Source organism: Marinobacter shunpengi, assembly GCF_045449695.1.
Taxonomy (GTDB): Bacteria; Pseudomonadota; Gammaproteobacteria; order Pseudomonadales; family Oleiphilaceae; genus Marinobacter.
In genome coordinates, this window is record NZ_JBJJKZ010000015.1 from 1 (window position 1) to 18,924 (window position 18,924).

At 63.7% G+C, this 18,924-nt stretch carries 13 protein-coding genes; 10 read left to right on the top strand and 3 right to left on the bottom strand.

Annotation, left to right across the window (positions count from 1 at the left end; translation table 11 throughout):
* The first annotated feature begins 102 nt into the window (after positions 1 to 102).
* From ppc to ACJO2E_RS12305, 6 genes are all read left to right on the top strand, one after another.
* Positions 103 to 2,775 carry a phosphoenolpyruvate carboxylase gene (ppc, locus tag ACJO2E_RS12280; RefSeq protein WP_406964182.1) on the top strand — a complete coding sequence of 891 codons (2,673 nt, stop codon included), beginning with the start codon at positions 103 to 105 and terminating at the stop codon, positions 2,773 to 2,775.
* Between the two features lie 86 nt (positions 2,776 to 2,861).
* On the top strand, positions 2,862 to 4,235 hold the full coding sequence (locus ACJO2E_RS12285) for an HDOD domain-containing protein (protein WP_406964183.1): 1,374 nt from the start codon (positions 2,862 to 2,864) through the stop codon (positions 4,233 to 4,235).
* A 233-nt stretch (positions 4,236 to 4,468) separates the two neighbouring features.
* Complete coding sequence (gene adk, locus ACJO2E_RS12290) at positions 4,469 to 5,122, top strand: adenylate kinase (protein ID WP_406964184.1); 654 nt, start codon at positions 4,469 to 4,471, stop codon at positions 5,120 to 5,122.
* A 9-nt stretch (positions 5,123 to 5,131) separates the two neighbouring features.
* A complete protein-coding gene (gene tsaB, locus ACJO2E_RS12295) occupies positions 5,132 to 5,827 on the top strand; it encodes a tRNA (adenosine(37)-N6)-threonylcarbamoyltransferase complex dimerization subunit type 1 TsaB (protein WP_406964185.1) in 696 nt (231 codons plus the stop codon).
* 52 nt (positions 5,828 to 5,879) lie between these two features.
* Complete coding sequence (locus ACJO2E_RS12300; protein WP_406964186.1) at positions 5,880 to 6,251, top strand: UDP pyrophosphate phosphatase; 372 nt, start codon at positions 5,880 to 5,882, stop codon at positions 6,249 to 6,251.
* Positions 6,252 to 6,262: 11 nt separating this feature from the next.
* A complete protein-coding gene (locus ACJO2E_RS12305) occupies positions 6,263 to 7,096 on the top strand; it encodes a class I SAM-dependent methyltransferase (RefSeq protein ID WP_406964188.1) in 834 nt (277 codons plus the stop codon).
* Here ACJO2E_RS12305 and plsB read toward each other — a convergent pair whose 3' ends face one another.
* A complete protein-coding gene (gene plsB / locus ACJO2E_RS12310) occupies positions 7,097 to 9,565 on the bottom strand; it encodes a glycerol-3-phosphate 1-O-acyltransferase PlsB (protein WP_406964189.1) in 2,469 nt (822 codons plus the stop codon). It abuts the gene before it with no gap.
* 127 nt (positions 9,566 to 9,692) lie between these two features.
* On the opposite strand from plsB, the gene nudC reads away from it, so the two are divergent.
* Both nudC and murI read left to right on the top strand, forming a co-directional pair.
* Positions 9,693 to 10,499 (top strand): NAD(+) diphosphatase, encoded by an 807-nt coding sequence (gene nudC / locus ACJO2E_RS12315; RefSeq protein WP_406964191.1) that lies wholly within the window; start codon positions 9,693 to 9,695, stop codon positions 10,497 to 10,499.
* Positions 10,496 to 11,311 carry a glutamate racemase gene (gene murI, locus ACJO2E_RS12320; RefSeq protein WP_406964192.1) on the top strand — a complete coding sequence of 272 codons (816 nt, stop codon included), beginning with the start codon at positions 10,496 to 10,498 and terminating at the stop codon, positions 11,309 to 11,311. The genes nudC and murI overlap by 4 nt, the downstream gene beginning before the upstream one ends.
* A 12-nt stretch (positions 11,312 to 11,323) precedes the next feature.
* On the opposite strand, the gene ACJO2E_RS12325 is transcribed toward murI, so the two are convergent.
* Positions 11,324 to 13,501: an EAL domain-containing protein gene (locus ACJO2E_RS12325; RefSeq protein ID WP_406964193.1), complete on the bottom strand. Its 2,178-nt coding sequence runs from the start codon at positions 13,499 to 13,501 to the stop codon at positions 11,324 to 11,326.
* 90 nt (positions 13,502 to 13,591) lie between these two features.
* Positions 13,592 to 15,136, bottom strand: coding sequence for an HDOD domain-containing protein (locus ACJO2E_RS12330; protein ID WP_406964194.1), 1,545 nt, complete (start codon positions 15,134 to 15,136; stop codon positions 13,592 to 13,594).
* Between the two features lie 215 nt (positions 15,137 to 15,351).
* Here ACJO2E_RS12330 and ACJO2E_RS12335 point away from each other — a divergent pair, with 215 nt between their 5' ends.
* Positions 15,352 to 16,605 (top strand): MinD/ParA family ATP-binding protein, encoded by a 1,254-nt coding sequence (locus ACJO2E_RS12335; RefSeq protein WP_406964196.1) that lies wholly within the window; start codon positions 15,352 to 15,354, stop codon positions 16,603 to 16,605.
* 557 nt (positions 16,606 to 17,162) lie between these two features.
* Positions 17,163 to 18,707: a fatty acyl-CoA reductase gene (locus ACJO2E_RS12340; protein WP_406964197.1), complete on the top strand. Its 1,545-nt coding sequence runs from the start codon at positions 17,163 to 17,165 to the stop codon at positions 18,705 to 18,707.
* Positions 18,708 to 18,924: the final 217 nt, after the last annotated feature.

Consider the following 18,924-nt stretch of genomic DNA (forward strand, 5'->3'; position numbering starts at 1 on the left):
AACGGCACACTTGCGGTTGAGCTGTGTCGTCGTTATTAGTATCAGTATAGTGTCGATCATTCGTCAATTGACCATACGATTCTGATTAAAAAGGAACTGTCCGTGGCAGAACTGCACCCTGACCTGAGAGAGAACGTCCGCCTGCTGGGCGAGTTGCTGGGCGATAACATCCGCAACTATCCCGGCGAGGAAATCTACGATCTGATCGAGGAAATCCGCGCCGCCGCCAAGGCCGACCGGCTTCAGGAAAGCGGTTCCGGGCAGCGCCTGGTGAGCCTGCTCAGCAACCTGCGGGACGACCAGCTGCTGCCGGTGACCCGGGCCTTCAACCAGTTCCTGAACCTGGCCAATCTGGCGGAACAATACCACGGCATCCGTCGCAAGCGCGGCCACGAGTCCGACCTGATGGTGGAATCCCTGGAGGAAGTCTTCGACCGTCTGAAGGCGGGCGGGGTGGATGCTGACACCCTGCATAGGAAGGTTTCGGATATGCGCCTGGAGTTCGTGCTCACCGCCCATCCCACAGAGGTGGCCCGGCGCACACTGATCATGAAGTATGACGAAATGTCCGGTTGCCTGGCAGCGCTGGACCACGATGACCTGCTGCCCACGGAGCGGGATGAAATCCTGGACCGCCTGCGGCTGCTGGTGGCTGAAGCCTGGCATACCGACGAGATCCGCCATGAGCGACCCACGGCGGTGGACGAGGCCAAGTGGGGCTTTGCGGTCATCGAGAACAGTCTGTGGGAGGCGCTGCCGAAGTTCCTGCGCAGCCTGGATCTGTCCCTGGAGGACGCCACCGGCAAGGGGTTGCCCCTGGACGCCACCCCCATCCGCATCGCGTCCTGGATGGGCGGTGACCGGGACGGCAACCCCAATGTCACCCACGAGGTCACCCGTACCGTGTTCCTGCTCGGTCGCTGGATGGCCGCGGACCTGTACCTGCGGGACATCCAGCAACTCCGGGCCGAGCTGTCCATGTGGCAGGCCAGCGACGAGCTGCGGGAACAGGCGGGGGACTGTCGCGAACCCTACCGGGAAATTCTCGGCCGTCTGCGGGAGCGGCTGATCCGTACCCGGGACTGGGCCGAGGCCAGGGTCAACGGCGAACCGGCGGACGACACCGACATCCTGTTCGAGAACGAGGACCTGACCGCGCCGCTGGAACTGTGCTACCGCTCGCTCATGGAATGTGGCCTGGACACCATCGCCAACGGCCCGTTGCTGGATACCCTGCGCCGGGCCCATACCTTCGGGTTGCCCCTGATCCGCCTGGATATCCGCCAGGAATCCACCCGTCATGCCGAGGCGGTGGCGGAAATGGTGGAGTACCTGGGCATGGGCAATTATCTGGAGTGGAGCGAAGAGGAGCGCCAGCAGTTCCTGGTGCGGGAACTCCAGGGCCGCCGCCCGCTGGTGCCCCGCAACTGGGAACCCTCGGACCCGGTCAGGGAGGTTCTGGACACCTGCGCGGTGGTGGCCGGCCAGACACCGGAGGCCCTGGGCTCCTACGTGATCTCCATGGCCAGCCAACCCTCGGATGTGCTTAGCGTCATCCTGCTGCTGCGGGAGGCAGGCATGAAGTTCCCCATGCGCATCGTGCCCCTGTTTGAGACCCTGGATGACCTGCGGGGCGCCCCGGCGGCCATGGAGGCACTCTATTCCGTGGACTGGTACCGGGAGTACTGCCACGGCGCCCAGGAAGTGATGATCGGCTATTCCGATTCCTCCAAGGATGCCGGCCAGATGATGGCCGCCTGGGCCCAGTACCAGGCCCAGGAGCAACTGACCGAGGTGGCCAACCGCTTCGACATGCACCTGACCCTGTTCCATGGTCGCGGCGGCACCGTGGGGCGGGGCGGCGGTCCCGCCAACCGGGCGATCCTGTCCCAGCCGCCGGGATCGGTGAATGGCAGCTTCCGCATCACCGAGCAGGGGGAGATGATCCGCTTCAAGTTCGGCCTTCCCCGGCTGGCGGAACAGAGCCTGACCCTGTACACCACGGCAGTGGTGGAGGCCACCCTGGCACCACCCCGGGCGCCGGAGCCGGAATGGCGGAAGGCCATGGACTGGCTCACGGAGCGCTCCCTGGAATCCTACCGTGCCGTGGTGCGGGAGAATCCGGATTTCGTGCCCTATTTCCGCCAAGCGACACCGGAACAGGCCCTGGGCAAGCTGGCCCTGGGCAGTCGCCCGGCCAAGCGCAAACCCAGTGGTGGCGTGGAGAGCCTCCGGGCGATCCCATGGATTTTCGCCTGGACCCAGATGCGGCTGATGCTGCCAAGCTGGCTGGGTAGCGACGTGGCCCTGAAGGAGGCCGAGAAGGCGGGCAAGATGCCGCTGCTGCAGGAGATGCGGCAACAGTGGCCGTTCTTCCGCACCTACATCGACATGCTGGAAATGGTGCTGGCCAAGTCGGACCTGCAGATTGCCAGCTACTACGACCAGACGCTGGTGGAAGCCGACCTGCGCCCGCTGGGGCAGGAGCTGCGTGAGCGACTGGCAGGCTGCATCGAGGAGGTCAAGGCCCTGAAGAACCAGCAGGTGCTGCTGGAGGAGGAGCCGGTCTTCGCCCACTCCATGAAGGTGCGCAGCCCCTATACCGACCCGCTCCACTACCTGCAGGCAGAACTGCTGCGGCGTAACCGGGAGGCCGAACAGAATGTGGCCGCCGAAGGTGCCGATGCCGAGGTGCAGCCCATGCCGCAACTGGTGGAACAGGCCCTCAAGGTGACCATGGCGGGCATCGCTGCCGGTATGCGGAACACCGGCTGACGGAGGCCATGATGACAGGGAGTATGATACTCTTTGTCGCCGGTTTATCGTGAACACCGGTTTATAGTGAACTTAAGGAGACGTCAGTGGCAGCGGCCGCCAGAGTCGAGCAGTTTCTCAATCGCAAGGGCCTGGCCTTTGAGTTGGTAACGGTGTCGGAAGATCCCCGTGGCGGGCTGGAGGCGGCCGTGCTCGGGGACGGCATCGACCGGCGCCAGGTGATCCGCAGTACGGCGCTGATCGACGTCAACGGTGTGCTGCTGGTGGTGCATCCCCTGGACAGCTCGCCGGACCTGGATGCCATTGCAGAGCGCACCGGTCGTCGCCTGCAACCACTGACCGTTACCCAGGCGGGCCGGCTGTTCAGCGATTGCGCGCCGGGCTTCGTGCCGCCCTTCGGGTCTGCCTACAACATTCCGGTGCTGGTGGAAGAATCCCTGTACCAGGCGGATCGCGTGGTCATGGCCTGCGGTTCCTCATCGCGTCTGATGATCATGGCAGGACGGGAGTTTCGACTCGCCATGGCCGGTTCGGAAAAGGGGCATGTCACCATCCGCCACAGCGGCCAGACCGCCAACAGCATCACCCTGGAAGAGGTCGCCGAGAAGCTGCAGAAACTGTACCGGCTGCCGCCCATGCCGGCCCTGGCCCTGAAGATCCTCAACCTCACCAGCAACCCGGAGGCCTCGGCCCGGGAACTGGCGGAGGTCATCGAGTACGACCCCAGTGTGACCGCCCAGATTATCCGCTACGCCCGCTCGGCCCTGTTCAACTACCCGGGCCAGATTGATTCAGTGCAGGAGGCCGTCACCCGGGTGCTGGGTTTCGAACGGGTTGCCCATATCGCCCTGGGCATCGCTTCGGTCCGCGCCTTCGACATTCCCCGCCAGGGCCCCCTGGGCATGGACCAGTTCTGGCGCCATTCCCTCTACTGCGCCTTCGTCAGCCAGCGCCTGGCGCCCCAATGCGGGGTGGATACGTCGCTGGCCTACCTGTGCGGCCTGCTCCACAACTTTGGCCTGTTGCTGGTGGGGCACCTGTTCCCCACCGAATTCGAGGAACTCAACCGGCTCCGGGCAGCCAACCCCGAGGTCAGCATGCGGGCCCTGGAGCAACAGGTCTTCGGCGACTCCGACGAACAGCAGATGCTGACGGTGGGGCATGGGGTAATCGGGGGCATCCTGCACAAGCTGTGGCAGATGCCGGATCCGGTGATCAAGGCCGCCGGTGTCCATCAGCAGATGGACTACCAGGGGGACCACAAGACCTATGTCACCATGGTGCAACTGGCCAACGCACTGCTCAAGGAGAAGGGCGTGGGGGACGAGTTCAACCCTGATGATGTCGGCTACCTGGCGGAACAGCTCGGGCTCGATACCGGCAACCTGGACCGCCTGCGGGAGGATGTGGAGCAGGTGGCCGATGATCTGGACAGTCTGGCTCACTCTCTGTCATCCTGACCAACCTTTGTCCGGTCGCCGTTCGTGCCGGCTGGGATGGACTGCGACGGACGTCGACTTTCTCTCACGGTCCCGACTTCGTATAATGCCCGCTTTTCGTGCGCCTGTGGCGGCTGCGAGAGGCTGTTGCCAAGCCTTGTGGCAATTGGGGAGAGTGTTGTAACCCTGGGTTTGGCAACCGCTTTTCAACGATTCAAGACTACACAATTAACCAGGAAATGGGAGCATAACGTATGCGTATTATCATGTTGGGGGCGCCGGGAGCCGGCAAGGGGACCCAGGCACAGTTCATTACGGAACGGTTCGACATTCCCCAGATCTCCACAGGTGACATGCTCCGTGCCGCCGTCAAATCCGGTTCCGAGCTGGGCAAAAAGGTCCAGGCGGTCATGGATTCCGGCTCGCTGGTCTCCGACGACATCATTATCGAGCTGATCGAGGAACGGGTCCAGCAGGATGACTGCCGCAACGGCTTCCTGCTGGATGGCTTCCCGCGTACCATTCCCCAGGCGGAAGCGCTGAAGACCCAGGGCATCAGCATTGACTATGTGGTGGAAATCGCCGTCGACGACGAGGAAATCGTCCAGCGTCTGGCGGGCCGCCGTGTGCACCCGGCCAGTGGTCGCATCTACCACGTCAAGTATGATCCGCCCAAGGTGGACGGCAAGGACGACCAGACCGGCGAACCTCTGGTGCAGCGCGAGGACGACCAGGAAGACACCGTCCGCAGGCGTCTCGAGGTCTACCATGAGCAGACTGAACCGCTTGTGGGCTACTACCAGGACTGGGCCGCCAGCGAGCCGGAACAGGCTCCGAAGTACGTGCGTGTTGAAGGTGTGGGTTCCCTCGACGATATCCGCGAGCAGATCCTCTCCAAACTGGGCTAGTTCACGACCTTGAACCTTCTTGCCATAGATACCTCCACCGATGCCTGCTCCGTGGCCCTGCTTTGTGGCGGGGAACTGAGCGGGCATTGTCGCGTTGAGCCCCGGGGCCATACCCGCCTGATCATGCCCATGGTCCGTCAGTTGCTGGCGGAACAGGGCGTGGCCATGGCTAACCTGGACGCGCTGGCATTCGCCGCCGGGCCTGGCTCGTTCACCGGACTGCGGATTGCCACCGGGGTGATCCAGGGTCTTGCCTGGGGGCTGGATATACCGGTAGTGCCGGTCTCCTCCCTGCAGGCAGTGGCGCTGGAACTGGCGGAGAGCCACGAAGCCGGCGAGGGCGACGGCATGGCGGTGGCCTTCGATGCCCGCATGGATGAGGTCTACTGGGGCTGTTTCCAACTGGTGGATGGCCTGCCGGAGCTACTGACACCTGAGCGGGTCTGCCCCCCGGAACAGGTCAGCCTGCCGGAGGGTTGCAGCCGCTGGTTGGCAGGAGGCAGTGGTTGGCGCTATGCTGACCGCATACCCGAAAGTGTCACGGGTTCGGTGAATCCACCGGATCCGACGCTTACCCCGGATGCCCGCTTCGTCGCCCGACTGGCGGTGGTGGCCTGGCAGCAGGGGAAAGCGGTACCGGCGGCCCGGGCGCAACCGGTGTATCTGCGGGATGAAGTCACCTGGAAGAAACTTCCGGGGCGTTAGGTGGTCTGGTTAGGTTCAGACTCCGTTTAAAGGTACGTGCGGATCAGTGGCCATGATTGGTGGTATCAACTCCAACAACCCCTACGTCGGTAACAACGGCATTGCCCGTGAGCGCAACGATGCGGCCCGCGCTCCCGCTGCACGCCCGGAGGTCCTGACCGATGATCGCCAGGACGCCCGCCCGTCACCGGCCGGTGGCGATGCCCCCGGTACCGGCATGGTGCCCGCCGAGGATAACCAGGGCTACCTGCGCCGGATCCAGGCCCGTTCCGCCGCCGAGGACAGTCGTCTCGAACCCTTCCGGGCGGACGATATTCCCATGGCCAATGCCCGCGCACTGGAGGCCTTTGCTGCTGTCGCCAGCCAGCGTGAGGGCATGGACGGGTACGACGCTGAACTCGCAGGCATCGACATCCGCGTCTGAGCCCCTTTCCCATGCCAACATCTCCGTTTACCGATCACGATGCCGATCACATGGGTATTCCGCCGGTGGCCTGTGACGTTGCCGACCGATACTCCGCTGCCGAAGCCCTGGCCACCCGGCTGGGCGCCAACTTCCTGGGCATCCGATCCGCCAGGGATATCGGGGATAGCCCACTGGTGCTGTTGCTGGACGAGCGTGGCCTTTCACTGCAGGCCACGGGGCGTAAGGCTCCGGGTCCGGTACGGGCGGAGTTTGTCTCCGGCAAGGCCGGCTACCGGCTGGCCCACGGCGGCGGCACCGGCCAGCTTATCGCCAAGGCCATCGGCCTCAAGCGCACCAACGACACCCTGCATATCCTGGATGCCACTGCTGGCCTGGGGCAGGATGCGTTCGTGCTGGCGGGCCTGGGGCACCAGGTCACCCTGCTGGAACGCTCGCCGGTGATCCACGCGCTCCTGGAGGATGGCCTGGCGCGGGCGGCGGCAAACGACAGTACGGCGGCGGTGGTGTCCCGCATGTCCCTGGTACTGGCGGACAGCATCACGTGGCTGAAGGCGCGGGCGGGGGAGCCGGTTGCGGACGTGATCTACCTGGACCCCATGTTCCCGCACCGGGACAAGTCGGCCCTGGTGAAGAAGGAGATGCAGCTGTTCCGGCCGGTGGTGGGGGATGACCCGGATGCCGCCACGCTGCTGGAGGCGGCCCTGGCCTGCGCCCGGTACCGGGTGGTGGTGAAGCGCTCACGCCGGGCACCGGCCATTGAGGGAGCATCGCCGGGCCTCACGCTGGAGGGCAAGAGCAGCCGTTACGATGTCTACCCCCTCAAGGCCCTGCCATCCAACTGATCAGAGCGCGCCGAGCCGGGTCACCTGGGCGATGGCCTGGCGTTTCTCCACATTCAGCACCAGGCGGGCATCCTCCGACACTTCTTCCAGCTCCCGGGTATAGCCCAGTCGCTCGTCGTCGCCGGCAATGATGACGTCGTTCCGGCGCAGGTTGTCGATAAAGTTCCGGAACAGGGCCTTGTCGAAGAATTCCGGGGCATTGAGGCCAAACAGGATCGACATCCGTTCCGCCATCAGCACGCTTTCCTCTTCCAGCTCCCTGGCGGTGAGCATCCCCGGGCCATGCTTGCGCAGGGTGGCGATAACAATGTAGTAGCGCTCCAGGGTCTGGATGATAAACCGTGACAGGGTATGGAGCTGCAGGCGCTGGTCGGTGCCCTCGTCCGGGCCCATGACGCGGTCACCGTCGGTGCGCAGGATACCGTGTTCCACCAGGGTGTCGATCCAGCGGTCCACTTCGACCCCCACGGTGTCGGCGTCGTAACGCAGGAACAGCTCCGACTGCAGATAAGGGTAGATGGCGCTGGCCAGGAAGATCACCCGGTCCCGGGCCAGGGACGTACAGTTCTCGAACAGGCAGGCAATCAGCGCCGGCAGCGCGAACAGGTGCTGGATGTTGTTGCGGTAATAGGTCATCAGGGTGGCATTGACCCCGTCCAGGCCGATGATGTCCCCCAGCTTCTGGGGATGTCGGCCCACCATGCCCATCTTTTCGCAGTAGCGGATCCACTCGCGGCCATCGCCTTCGGGAAAGGTCACGGTGTCCGCATAGGGGTGGGACTTGAGGATTGCCAGATACTGGTCCATCAGCCGTGCCAGTTGCCGCTCGTCCATGGCCATGCGCTCGGTGGCCAGGAGCACCGTCGCCACCAGGGTCACCGGGTTGACGGCCACCGCCGCGTTGATGCCGGTGGCCACCTGCAGGGCCAGGTGATTCACGGCATCGTTCAGCCAGGGCGGCCTGGCCTCCCGTCCGACGGCTTCGTTCTGCCAGCCGGGCCGGGCCTGTTCAAGGGCCGTGGCCAGGTCAATGCCGGTGCCGAAATTGACCGACACCTTGCCGAAGGAGTTGCGCAGTTTGCGGGCCGATTTCGCCAGCCCCACCACGCTTTCCTGTTTCTTCTTCTTGCCCCGCAGTTCGCCCAGGTAGGAACGGCCCTCCATGACCTTCTCATAGCCGATGTAGACGGGCACCAGCACGATGGGCTTCTGGTGGTCCCGCAGGAAACTCCGTACCGTCATGGAAAGCATGCCCGGCCGCGGTTGCAGGGTGCGCCCGGTGCGGCTGCGGCCCCCTTCCACAAAGTACTCCACCGAGTAGCCCCGGGTGAACATGACATGCATGTACTCGTTGAACACCGTGGCGTAGAGGGGGTTGTCGCGGAAACTGCGACGCATGAAGAAGGCACCGCCACGGCGGAGGATGGGGCCCACCACCGGCATGTTCAGGTTGATGCCGGCGGCAATATGGGGCGGCATCAGCCCGTTGCGGTAAAGCACATAGGACAGCAACAGGTAGTCGATATGGGAACGGTGACAGGGCACATAGACCACCGCGTTCTTTTCCGCCAGTTCCTGCACCTCGCGGATGTTGTTGATGCGAACGCCGTTGTAGATCCGGTTCCACAGCCACCCCAGGATGATCTCCAGGATGCGGATGGTGGCGATGGACATACTGGAGGCGATTTCGTTGGCATAGCCCCAGGCCCGGTTGCGGACCTTGTCCGGGTGGACTTCCTCCCGGCGGGAGGTCTCGCGGATGGCGTCCCGCACCGCGGGGGTGCGGATCAGGTCCGCCACCAGGGTGCGACGGTGTGACAGATCCGGCCCCAGCACCGCCTGGCGTACCCGACGGAAGTGGGTGCGCAGCAGCCGGGCGGTCTTGCGGCTGGCCCTGGCCTTGCTGCGATGGTGTTCCCGGACCATGTCGGCCAGGGACATAGGCTCGCCGAAGCGGACCAGGGTATTGCGACCGTGCACCAGGATGATCAGCAGTTTCTGGAAGCGGCCAGCCACCGACCAGGTATCCGACAGCAACAGCTTGAGGAACGACTTCTCCTTGTCCGGTGACCGTCCCCAGAACAGCGAGACCGGCACCAACTGGATGTCCAGGGTGGGGTCTTCCACGGACATGGCCACCAGGTGTTCCATGCGCTGGGTCATCACTGGTGTCGGTCGGGGGCTGAAGGTGCCGCGGGCCCGGCGGTAGAGGAAGCAGAAGGAGTGGCGGGGCCCGTTATGGATCTTCATGGGGCTACGAGCCGGGGGCAGGCCGGCCCTTTCCACCTGCTGCTCCAACACCAGCCGGGCCGACAGGGAACTGTATTGTATGACGTAACAGACCGGGCGCTTGGGATCGAGGTTCAGTTCCTGCTTGCCGGCGCCGAGGACATCCGTGCGCACCCAAAGGAACAGGATCTTTCTCAGCAGGGTGGTCAGAGCGCCGGAAATGGCAGGCAGTAATCGCATTCAGTCAGACTCCGGACAGAGAGGAGCCACAAGTGTACTTTGTCGCCGGTTCCGGACAAAGTGGTGAGTGCGTTCCCCTTTAACAGATATGATACATTTCAGCCTTTGTAACCTGGTGGAGTAGTTGATGGAGAACTGGAGTGCAGGCTGGTCCCGCAAGGCGCCCGCCGCCGACGACCTGGTCGTGGCCATGAATGGCCCGGAAATCTGGTGTCCCGAGGATGGCTGGACCCATCGCTGGGCAGCGGTGGACGGTGCCCTGGATGAGGGGACGGACCCCGTCTACGTGGGTGACCTGGATGGTCGGGCGGTCTACGTGGCCAGCGTCGACCCGGGCATGCTGCTCTACGCCACCCGGCCGATTCACCTGCGGGAGGCACTGCTCACCATGCCGGATGCGCCCGCTGAGATGCTGGGCACCGCCTCCCAGGTGCAGCAGTGGTTCCTGGACCATCGCTTCTGTGGCCGTTGCGGGGGTGAGACCGGGTTCCACCCCGCCGAACGGGCCCGTTGGTGCGGCCGGTGCGATATTCCCTTCTATCCCCGGCTGGCCCCCTGCGTGATCGTGGTGATCCGCCGGGGGGACCGCTTCCTGCTGGCTCGTTCCTCACGGGCTCGCAGCCATTTCTTCAGCCTGATCGCCGGCTTCGTGGAGCCCGGGGAAAGCGCGGAAGAGGCGGTGGCCCGGGAAACGCTGGAGGAAACCGGCCTGACGGTGACCAACGTGCGTTACTGGACATCCCAGCCCTGGCCGTTCCCTCACCAGCTGATGCTGGGCTTCTTTGCCGACTATGAGTCCGGCGACCTGGTGTTGCAGGAGGACGAACTGGCCGAGGCGGACTGGTTTACCCCGGATGATCATCCCCCCGTGCCCCCGGAAACCACCATTGCCGGTCGCCTGATCCGGCAACTGAAGCGGGAGATGGCCGGGTGAGCACGGCACGACCTGACCGGGTGCCGGAAATCCTGGTGTTCGATTCCGGCGTGGGTGGGCTGAGCATTGCCGCCTGTATTCACCAGCATATCCCGGCGGCCCGCCTGACCCACCTGGCGGACAATGCCGGGTTTCCCTATGGCGACCAGCCGGAGGGAGTCGTGGTGGACCGTACCGTCGGCCTGGTACAGGATCAGCTTCGCCAGCGCCCCTTCGATGTGGTGGTGGTGGCCTGTAACACCGCCAGCACCGTGGCGCTGCCGGCGCTACGCTCGGCGGTGAGTGTTCCGGTGGTGGGGGTCGTGCCGGCCATCAAGCCCGCCGCCGCCCTGTCGGAAAACCGTCGTATTGGCCTGCTGGCGACCCCCGCCACGGTACGGCGTCCCTACCTGGAACAACTGGTCCGTGACTTTGCTCCGGATTGTCTGCTGGAACGGGTAGGGCACCCGGAGCTGGTCACCTGGATCGAGGACTGGGCCCGTGGCCGGCCATTACCGGAACCGGCCCTGTCGGTGGCCCTGCAGCCATTCCGCGAGGCGCGGGTCGATACACTGGTACTGGGCTGTACCCATTACCCGCTGATCCGTGACGTGCTCCAGCGCCTGCTGCCGGACGTGCGCCACTGGGTGGATTCCGGTGACGCCATTGCCCGCCGCACCGGGGCCCTGCTGGAAGAAGCGGGCTTTGCACCCCGGGATCTTGTGCGCTACCAGTCCTCCGGCCATCGCTGCCTGTTTTCCGCACCGGCGACGGCGGACATTGATCCCTTCCTGGCCCGGCTCGGATATCGCCGGGACATCGTCCAGGCCTGATCCAGGGCCTGTTCAGAGGCTCTCCAGAAGCGGGAACGGGCTGCGGTCGAGCACCTTGCGCACCTCCGGGCCGGGCTGCGGGCGACCGAACAGGAAACCCTGGACATGGTCGCAGTTGCTGGCGGTCAGGTACTCAAGCTGATCCTGGTTCTCCACCCCCTCGGCGACAATTTCCAGCTTCAGCCCCCGAGCCATGGCGATGATGGCATTAACGATACAGGCCCCGTCGTTGCCGGCACGAATTCCCTGGATAAAACTGCGGTCCACCTTGAGGATGTGTATCGGCAAGTGGTGCAGGTAGCTCAGGGACGAATAGCCGGTGCCGAAATCATCGATGGCAATGCGGATGCCCTGATCGGCCAGCTCCCGCAGCGTCTGGCTCACTTTCTCCAGATCGTTCATGATCACATTCTCGGTGATCTCGATCTCCAGGTTGCCCGGGGGGAAGCCCACCTGGCGCAGTTGCGCCATCAGGCGCTCGGTGAACATGGGATGCTCCACCTGGACCGGCGACAGGTTGACTGCCAGTCGCAGGTCGGGGTGTCCCGAGGCGATCCACTGGCCCACTTCGCGGCAGGCGTTGGCCAGCACCTGATGGCTGACGTCGGCAATCAGGTTGGTTTCCGACGCCAGGGGCAGGAACTCCGATGGCGGTAACAGGCCGCGGTGTGGGTGTCGCCAGCGAACCAGCGCCTCCAGCCCGGCCACCTTGCCGGTGCGCAGGCAGACCTGGGGCTGGTAGTGGACTTCCAGTTCGCCACCTGTGATGGCCCGCCGCAGGTCCCGTTCCAGGGTCAGGCGCTGGCTGGAGTCCACGGTCATGCTGCTGTCAAAGAAGCAGTAGTTGTCCTTGCCCCGGGATTTGACGTGGTACATGGCCAGGTCGGCATTGCGTATCAGTTGTTCGATGCGCTTGCCCGCTTCCGGGTACATGGCGATCCCGATACTGACCCCCACAAAGATATCCTGGTTGTCGAGCCGGAACGGTGCCTTGAGGGCATCGATCAGCTTGCGCGCGATCACGGCGGCGTGATCCCGGTCCGGAACCATCGGCAGCAGCAGAGTGAATTCGTCGCCACCGAATCGTGACAGGGTATCGCCCTTGCGCAGGCATTTTTCCAGGCGCTGGGTTACCGCCTGCAGCAACCGGTCACCCATGGAATGGCCCAGGGTGTCGTTGATGATCTTGAAACGGTCCAGGTCCAGGAACATCACCGCCAGCGGATGACGGTGCCGGTTGGCCTGGTTGATCGCCATGTTGAGCCGGTCCCGGAACAGGGCCCGGTTGGGCAGGCGGGTCAGCAGATCGTGATAGGCCTGGAAACTGATGAAGGCCTCGGCCTCCTTGCGTTCGGTGATATCCCGGGCGATGCCATAGTAGCGTGCGCGTTCGTTGAGCTCGCGCTCGTCGGGATTCCCCGCGCTGCTCCAGCTACCCGGGGCGATGGGGAACGCGGTGATCTCGAAATGTCGGGTTGCCTGGAGGCGGCCCTCGGCCTTCAGGCGAACCTCGAAGGTGGCGGGCCGGTCCGTGCTGATGCCCGGGTCATTGAGAGAGGGGGCGCTCAGTGAGGCGTCCTCGTCATGCAGCAGCAAGCGGAAGTGCTGGCCGATCAGATCGGAGGGCTGGTAGCCGAGCAGGTTGGACACCTTGGGGTTGAGGAAGCAGAAACGCCCCTGGTCGTCGAGCATGAAGACGATGTCGGGGGAGTTGTTGACGATATAGCGGTGCAGGGACTCGGACTTCTCCAGCCGTTGCTGGACGTCCTCGTGGGCGCGCAGCAGTGACTGCCTGCCGAGCACATTTTCCAGGGTCGCCAGAACCTCCTCCGGGTCGAAGGGCTTGCGGATATAGTCGCTGGCTCCCCGCCGCAGGGCGCGACTGACCGACAGGAAGGAGGTTTCGCCACTGACCACCACCAGTGCGCACCGGGGTTGCAGGCGACAGGCTTCCTCCATCACCTGGAAACCGTCGCGCCCGGGCATGTTGAGGTCCAGGAAGGCGAGGGTGAACGGGTGTTGCTGCAACAGGCGGCAGGCTTCATTGCCGTCGGCGGCCATGGAAACCTGGTAGCCATGGTCACAGAGCAGGTCCGACAGGCTTTTCAGCAGGCGCGGATTGTCATCGGCCACCAGTATTCGCTGGCGTTCCCGGTAAGGTTCTGGATCTGATTCGGCTTTATGGATCATCACACGCTACTCGTCGACCTTTGCCGGTTTTCAGCGAGTTCCCTTGCCGCAGTTGCCCCGGGACGATAGCCTCCGGGCCCTGCTGTGCTGTTACCGGTCTTCGGTACTGGTCCCCGCGGGGAATAGCAGCCGGAACAGGGTTCCCGAAGGACTGCTCTGGCAACTGATGATGGCGTCCATGTCATCCATTAACTGTTTGACGATACTCAGGCCCAGGCCACTGTGGGCCCCGCCCTTGCCGGTGGTGACCGGTTCGAACAGGTGTTGGCTGACGGTATCCGGCAGGCCGGGGCCGTCATCCTCCACGGTCAGTTCCACCCATTGCCGGTTCTGTTGCCAGACCGGAGCCATGGACCGAATGACAATCCGTACCGGGCCATCCGGCCGGCTTTCCGCGGCATTGCGAAGCAGGTTAAGCACCACCTGCCGGACCTGGGCTGCGGGGGCCGCAATGGCGGAACTCGTATCACAGAGTTCCAGCGCACAGGTGACCTGCAACTCCTGGAACAGGCCATCCGCCAACAGGTCCCGCAGTGTGCGGACCTCATGGTTGAGGATGGCCTGGCCTTCGGTTTCCCGCTGTCCCGCCGCCCCGTCAGCGTTGTTGCTGGCCAGTTCCCCAAGCAATTCGCTGGCCCGGGCAAGCTCTTCCTCGATGATATCGATGTCCCCCTCGCTGCCGGTTTCCGCCAGGCGCTTGCGCAACTGGTAGAGGTACTGCCGGACCACCGTGAGGGGGTTGTTGATCTCGTGGACCTGCCGGCGTATCTGGTCCGCCGATACCGGTGGGGCCGACTGTTCCATCAGGTCCCGGGCCAGCAGTTCCCGGACGGCGGCGATGGTCAGCCGCCGCGTGGTCTGGTCGCCGTCGTAGTGGACAAAGGCGGGTACGCCCATTTCCCGGGCCAGGTCCCCGGTTTCCAGCCGGATACGGCGCAGGATTTCCGCCGTCAGTTCATCCTCCAGCCCGAACAGTGCCTTTGCCATGGTCAGGCCATGGCCCTCCCGGACAACCAGTTGCACCGCCACCGCAGTAATGCGGGCCAGATGACCGGTGGTGCCGAGGGCGCCGGTATCATCCTGCTGGTGGGCCAGGGCCTCGAGAATCGCCGGGTCCAGTTGCCAGTGGCGGGCTAGGGTGGTGCTCAGTACCACGTAGCCGGTTTCCGGCGGCCGATGGGGGGCGTCGAGTTCCTGTCGTAGCAGGAGCAGTCTGCCGGCATTGTGCAGCATGCCGGTGAGAAAGGCGGTGTCCGTGGCCGGGTAGCGGGTCAGGCGGGCCAGCGCCCGGGCCATCAGGGCAACGGACAGGGCGTCATGCCAGAAACCGTGGAGCTGCTGCCAGTGTCCTTTACCCAGGTCAAACAGCAGTTGTTGCAGGGCCGCGGTCAGTACCAGGTTCTGCACCCGGTCGGTCCCCAGGCGCAGCAGGGCCTGCTCCAGGCTGTCCATCGGTTGGCTGGGGTGCGAGCCGGCGGCGTTGGCCAGGGCAAGGATGCGCGCAGACAGCGCCGTGTCGAGCTGTATGATATCGGTAATTCGCCGGTAGCTTCGCTGCTGTCGACAGGCTTCCAGGGCCCGTAAATGGGGCTCCGGAAGGGTGGGGAGCTGCTCAGTGGCCGACGGCGGTGTCATTGTCTTTGTGTAACGGTCCGTAACGTAATGTTAATGAACAATACGTTAGGATAGTCATTGGAGAATACATATCAAGAGATTTTGTTGAGAAATTGACCGATCGTTCTTTCCATTCCCGGAATGGCCTGAATCAGGGTATCATTCAGGTTTGTTTATTCGCCTGATGATGTTATGGCCGGCTGACGGATAGCGACCATTAGTACAGGGTTATGGATGTGAGCGATTCCCAGAATGACGGGGCACAGGGCAGTGGTGGTGTGCCTGACCGAATGGCGCGCCCCGATATTGTCGCCCTGACGGGCGGCAAGGGCGGCGTCGGCAAGACCTCGGTGGCCGTTAACCTGGCCCTGACCCTGGCGCGTAGGGGCAGGCGCGTGCTGCTACTGGATGCGGACACCGACCTTGCCAATGTCAGTATCCTCCTCGGCCTCTATCCCACACGGACCCTCGAACACGCCATGGCGGGCGAGTGCCGGCTTGCCGATGTCATCCAGGAAGGACCTTTCGGTCTGCATATTATTGCCGGCGCCTCCGGTGTGCAGCGGTGCATGGACCTGGACATCGGCGATGCCGAGGGCGTCCTCCGCGAACTGGCGGGCATGGAGCGGGCCTACGACGCCATCCTTATCGATACCGCCTCCGGGCTGCGGCCGGCGGCGCTGCACATGATCGCCGCGTCGTCCCTGGCCTGCGTGGTGATCACGCCGGAGCCAGCCTCTCTCACCGATGCCTTCTCCCTGCTCCGGGTGTTGCAGCGTCGGGGCTATCGTCGCACACCGGGGGTCATGGTCAACATGGCGTCTGGGGCCTCCCAGGCGCGGGCGGTCTACCGTCGTTTTGCCGGTGCCACCCGGCGTCACCTGGGCATGGACGTGGACTACATCGGCGCCATCTGGCGGGATGAATCCATACGCCAGTCGGTGGAGCTGCAGCGACCGGTGGCCACTCTGTCGGAGTCAGACCCGTCAAGCCGGCAGTTTATTACCCTGTCCGACCAGTTGCTGGGGCATCTGTCACGGCTGCCTGCCCGGAAGGTGGGGCTGGCGGCCTATTGGTATCACCGCAGCCGACGGCAACAGGAAGCGTCCGACCAGGCACTGCCGGCACCAGCCTCTGGATCTGCCGTTGCTCGGCCTGATGGCAATGTACCCACAGGCCATGGTGCGCCGGTGGCACAGGACGCCCCCCCTGACGCCCGTTGCCGGGCACTGTTTGCCGACCTGGAGCAGTTGCTGTCGGAACAGTCCGGGGATGCCCGGCTCAGGCAGGAAGCATTGCGCGGTGTCTCTGCGTTGTTATCTCGGATGGCGTCGTCGGAACCGGAGATGTCGTCACCTCCCCCGGGTGCAGGTTACAGCCGGGCCGATTTTGGTTCCCAGGATGCTCTGCTGGCTCGTTTGAGATCCCAGCCGGATTCCGTGCGTGTCGATGGATTCCTCGCAGCCCTCTCCAATACCGCTGACCAGTAACGGAACACGCCCGGATCCCTCTCCTCTCCGCGCCCCTGAGCCTTGTTATCGGGTGGTCCGGATATGGTATGACGCCTCAAAATCGCCCGTCGCAGGTTTGTCATGCACCTCATTGAGGCGGCCCGGGCCGAATAGGGAGAACTGACGATTGTCGTCAGGCTCCCCCTGGTGAACAATTGAAAACCTCTTGAACACCTTTTGTTATTGAAAACAGTGACGTGATTTTCGTCATGGGCGTCATAAGGTTACGTTCAGGAAATAGGCAGTTTAATTTCCGTGATTTGTCTCTATATTGTCACGATGCCATGCCAGACTCACGGCGTCTCAACTTGAGGGAACGCAGGCTGGCGCGATTTCTGCAAATTCCCCGACAAGGTAGTGCATAGACAGTCGTGACACTGATGTCCAGACGCACATCGGGTATGGCTGAGGCGATGCTTTCCCGGCGAGCCGACAGGTTCAGGGACAACCGGGTTTGACCACCAGGGACGCCATTGGGGTCCGGAACCAACCCCCACTCCGGATCCGCGATATTAACGAGAAGGAGTTCAACTGAAATGACCCATCTGTTTCCGGATATCGACGACACAAGCTCCTCTGTGCGCCGCGCCCTGGAGGGCAAGCATATCCTGATCACCGGCACCACAGGTTTCCTTGGCAAGGCCGTGCTGGAGAAGCTGATACGTACGGTGCCCGAGATCGGCAGCATTCACCTGCTGGTCCGTGGCAATGCCCGCCACCCGGATGCCCGTGAACGCTTCTACAGTGAGATCGCCAGCGCCAGCGTATTCGAACTCCTGCGCAGTGAGGACCAGGAAGGCTTCGAGGCCTTCCTGGAGGATAAGGTGCATTGCGTAAAGGGCGAACTTACCCGCCCCCGTTTCGGCCTGTCCGATGCCGAGTATGAACGCCTGACGTCGCGCATTGACCTGGTGATCAACTCCGCGGCCAGCGTCAACTTCCGTGAGGAGCTGGACAAGGCCCTCACCATCAACACCCTGTGCCTGGATAACGTGGCCCACTTTGCCCGCCACGGTGGTGGCATCCCGGTGGTGCAGGTGTCCACCTGCTACGTGAATGGCATGAACAGCGGTCAGGTGGCCGAAGACGTTATCAAGCCTGCCGGTGCGCCCATTCCCCAGAGTGAGGATGGCTATTTCCAGACCGATGCGCTGGTGCGGCTGCTCCATGACAAGATCACCGATGTGCGGTCCCGGTACTCCGGCAAGCAACTGGAGAAAAAGCTGGTGGAGCTGGGCATCCGCGAGGCCAACCACTACGGCTGGAGCGATACCTACACCTTCACCAAGTGGCTGGGCGAGCAGCGGCTGATGGAGGCGCTGGCGGACCAGAGCCTGACCATCGTGCGGCCCTCCATCATCGAGAGCGCGCTGAAGGAGCCCATGCCTGGCTGGATTGAGGGGGTCAAGGTGGCCGACGCCATTATCCTGGCCTACGCCCGTGAGAAGGTGACCCTGTTCCCGGGCGACCGCGAGGGCGTGATTGACGTCATTCCGGTGGACCTGGTGGCCAACAGTATCCTGCTGGCCGGTGCGGAGGCGGTAAACGCCGAACAGGGCCGCCGTATCTACCAGTGCTGCAGTGGCTCCATGAACCCCATTTCCCTGGGCGAGTTCATCGACCACCTGATGGACGAGGCGAGGGAAAACCACGAGGCCTACGACAAGCTGTTCAGCCGCCAGCCCACCAAACCCTTCATGGCGGTCAACCGCACCCTGTTTGACGCCGCCGTCACCGGCATCCGGGTGCCCCTGTCCCTGGCCAGCAAGGCCATGAAGATGGCGGGCCATAGCCGAGAGCTGAAGCTGTTGCGCAACCTGGACACCACCCGTGCCCTGGCGACCATCTTCGGCTTCTACACCGCGCCGGATTACGTGTTCCATAACGAGAAGCTGATGGATCTGGCCGAACGCATGGGGGATACCGACCGTGAGCTGTTCTCGGTGGATCCGCGCCGTATTGGCTGGGAAACCTACCTCCGCAAGACCCACCTGGGCGGTCTCAACCGCTACGCCCTGGCCGAGCGCCGGGTGTACAGCCTGAGAGCCCGCCGCGAGCGTCGCGCTGCCGCCGCTGCCTGATATCGACAACCGTCGTCCTCTCCCCGGGGCTGCTTTTCAGCCGCCCCGGGGAGAACTATCCTTCCTGTATACGACACTTATCCCTGACACCGTCAGAACACTTTGGTAGTACGTTGGTCTAATTCAATGGTCAGGTCTGACATGGTCAGATAGGGCAATCCACTTATCAGGGATCCGATAGGTCGACCGACTGACGGCCACGATCCCTGTCCGCTGC

Coding starts and splice junctions, on each gene's coding strand:
- ACJO2E_RS12300 (WP_406964186.1), top strand. CDS start 5,880: ATGATTGGTGGTATCAACTCCAACAACCCCTACGTCGGTAACAACGGC.
- ACJO2E_RS12325 (WP_406964193.1), bottom strand. CDS start 13,501: ATGATCCATAAAGCCGAATCAGATCCAGAACCTTACCGGGAACGCCAG.
- plsB (WP_406964189.1), bottom strand. CDS start 9,565: ATGCGATTACTGCCTGCCATTTCCGGCGCTCTGACCACCCTGCTGAGA.
- adk (WP_406964184.1), top strand. CDS start 4,469: ATGCGTATTATCATGTTGGGGGCGCCGGGAGCCGGCAAGGGGACCCAG.
- ACJO2E_RS12330 (WP_406964194.1), bottom strand. CDS start 15,136: ATGACACCGCCGTCGGCCACTGAGCAGCTCCCCACCCTTCCGGAGCCC.
- ACJO2E_RS12340 (WP_406964197.1), top strand. CDS start 17,163: ATGACCCATCTGTTTCCGGATATCGACGACACAAGCTCCTCTGTGCGC.
- nudC (WP_406964191.1), top strand. CDS start 9,693: ATGGAGAACTGGAGTGCAGGCTGGTCCCGCAAGGCGCCCGCCGCCGAC.
- ACJO2E_RS12305 (WP_406964188.1), top strand. CDS start 6,263: ATGCCAACATCTCCGTTTACCGATCACGATGCCGATCACATGGGTATT.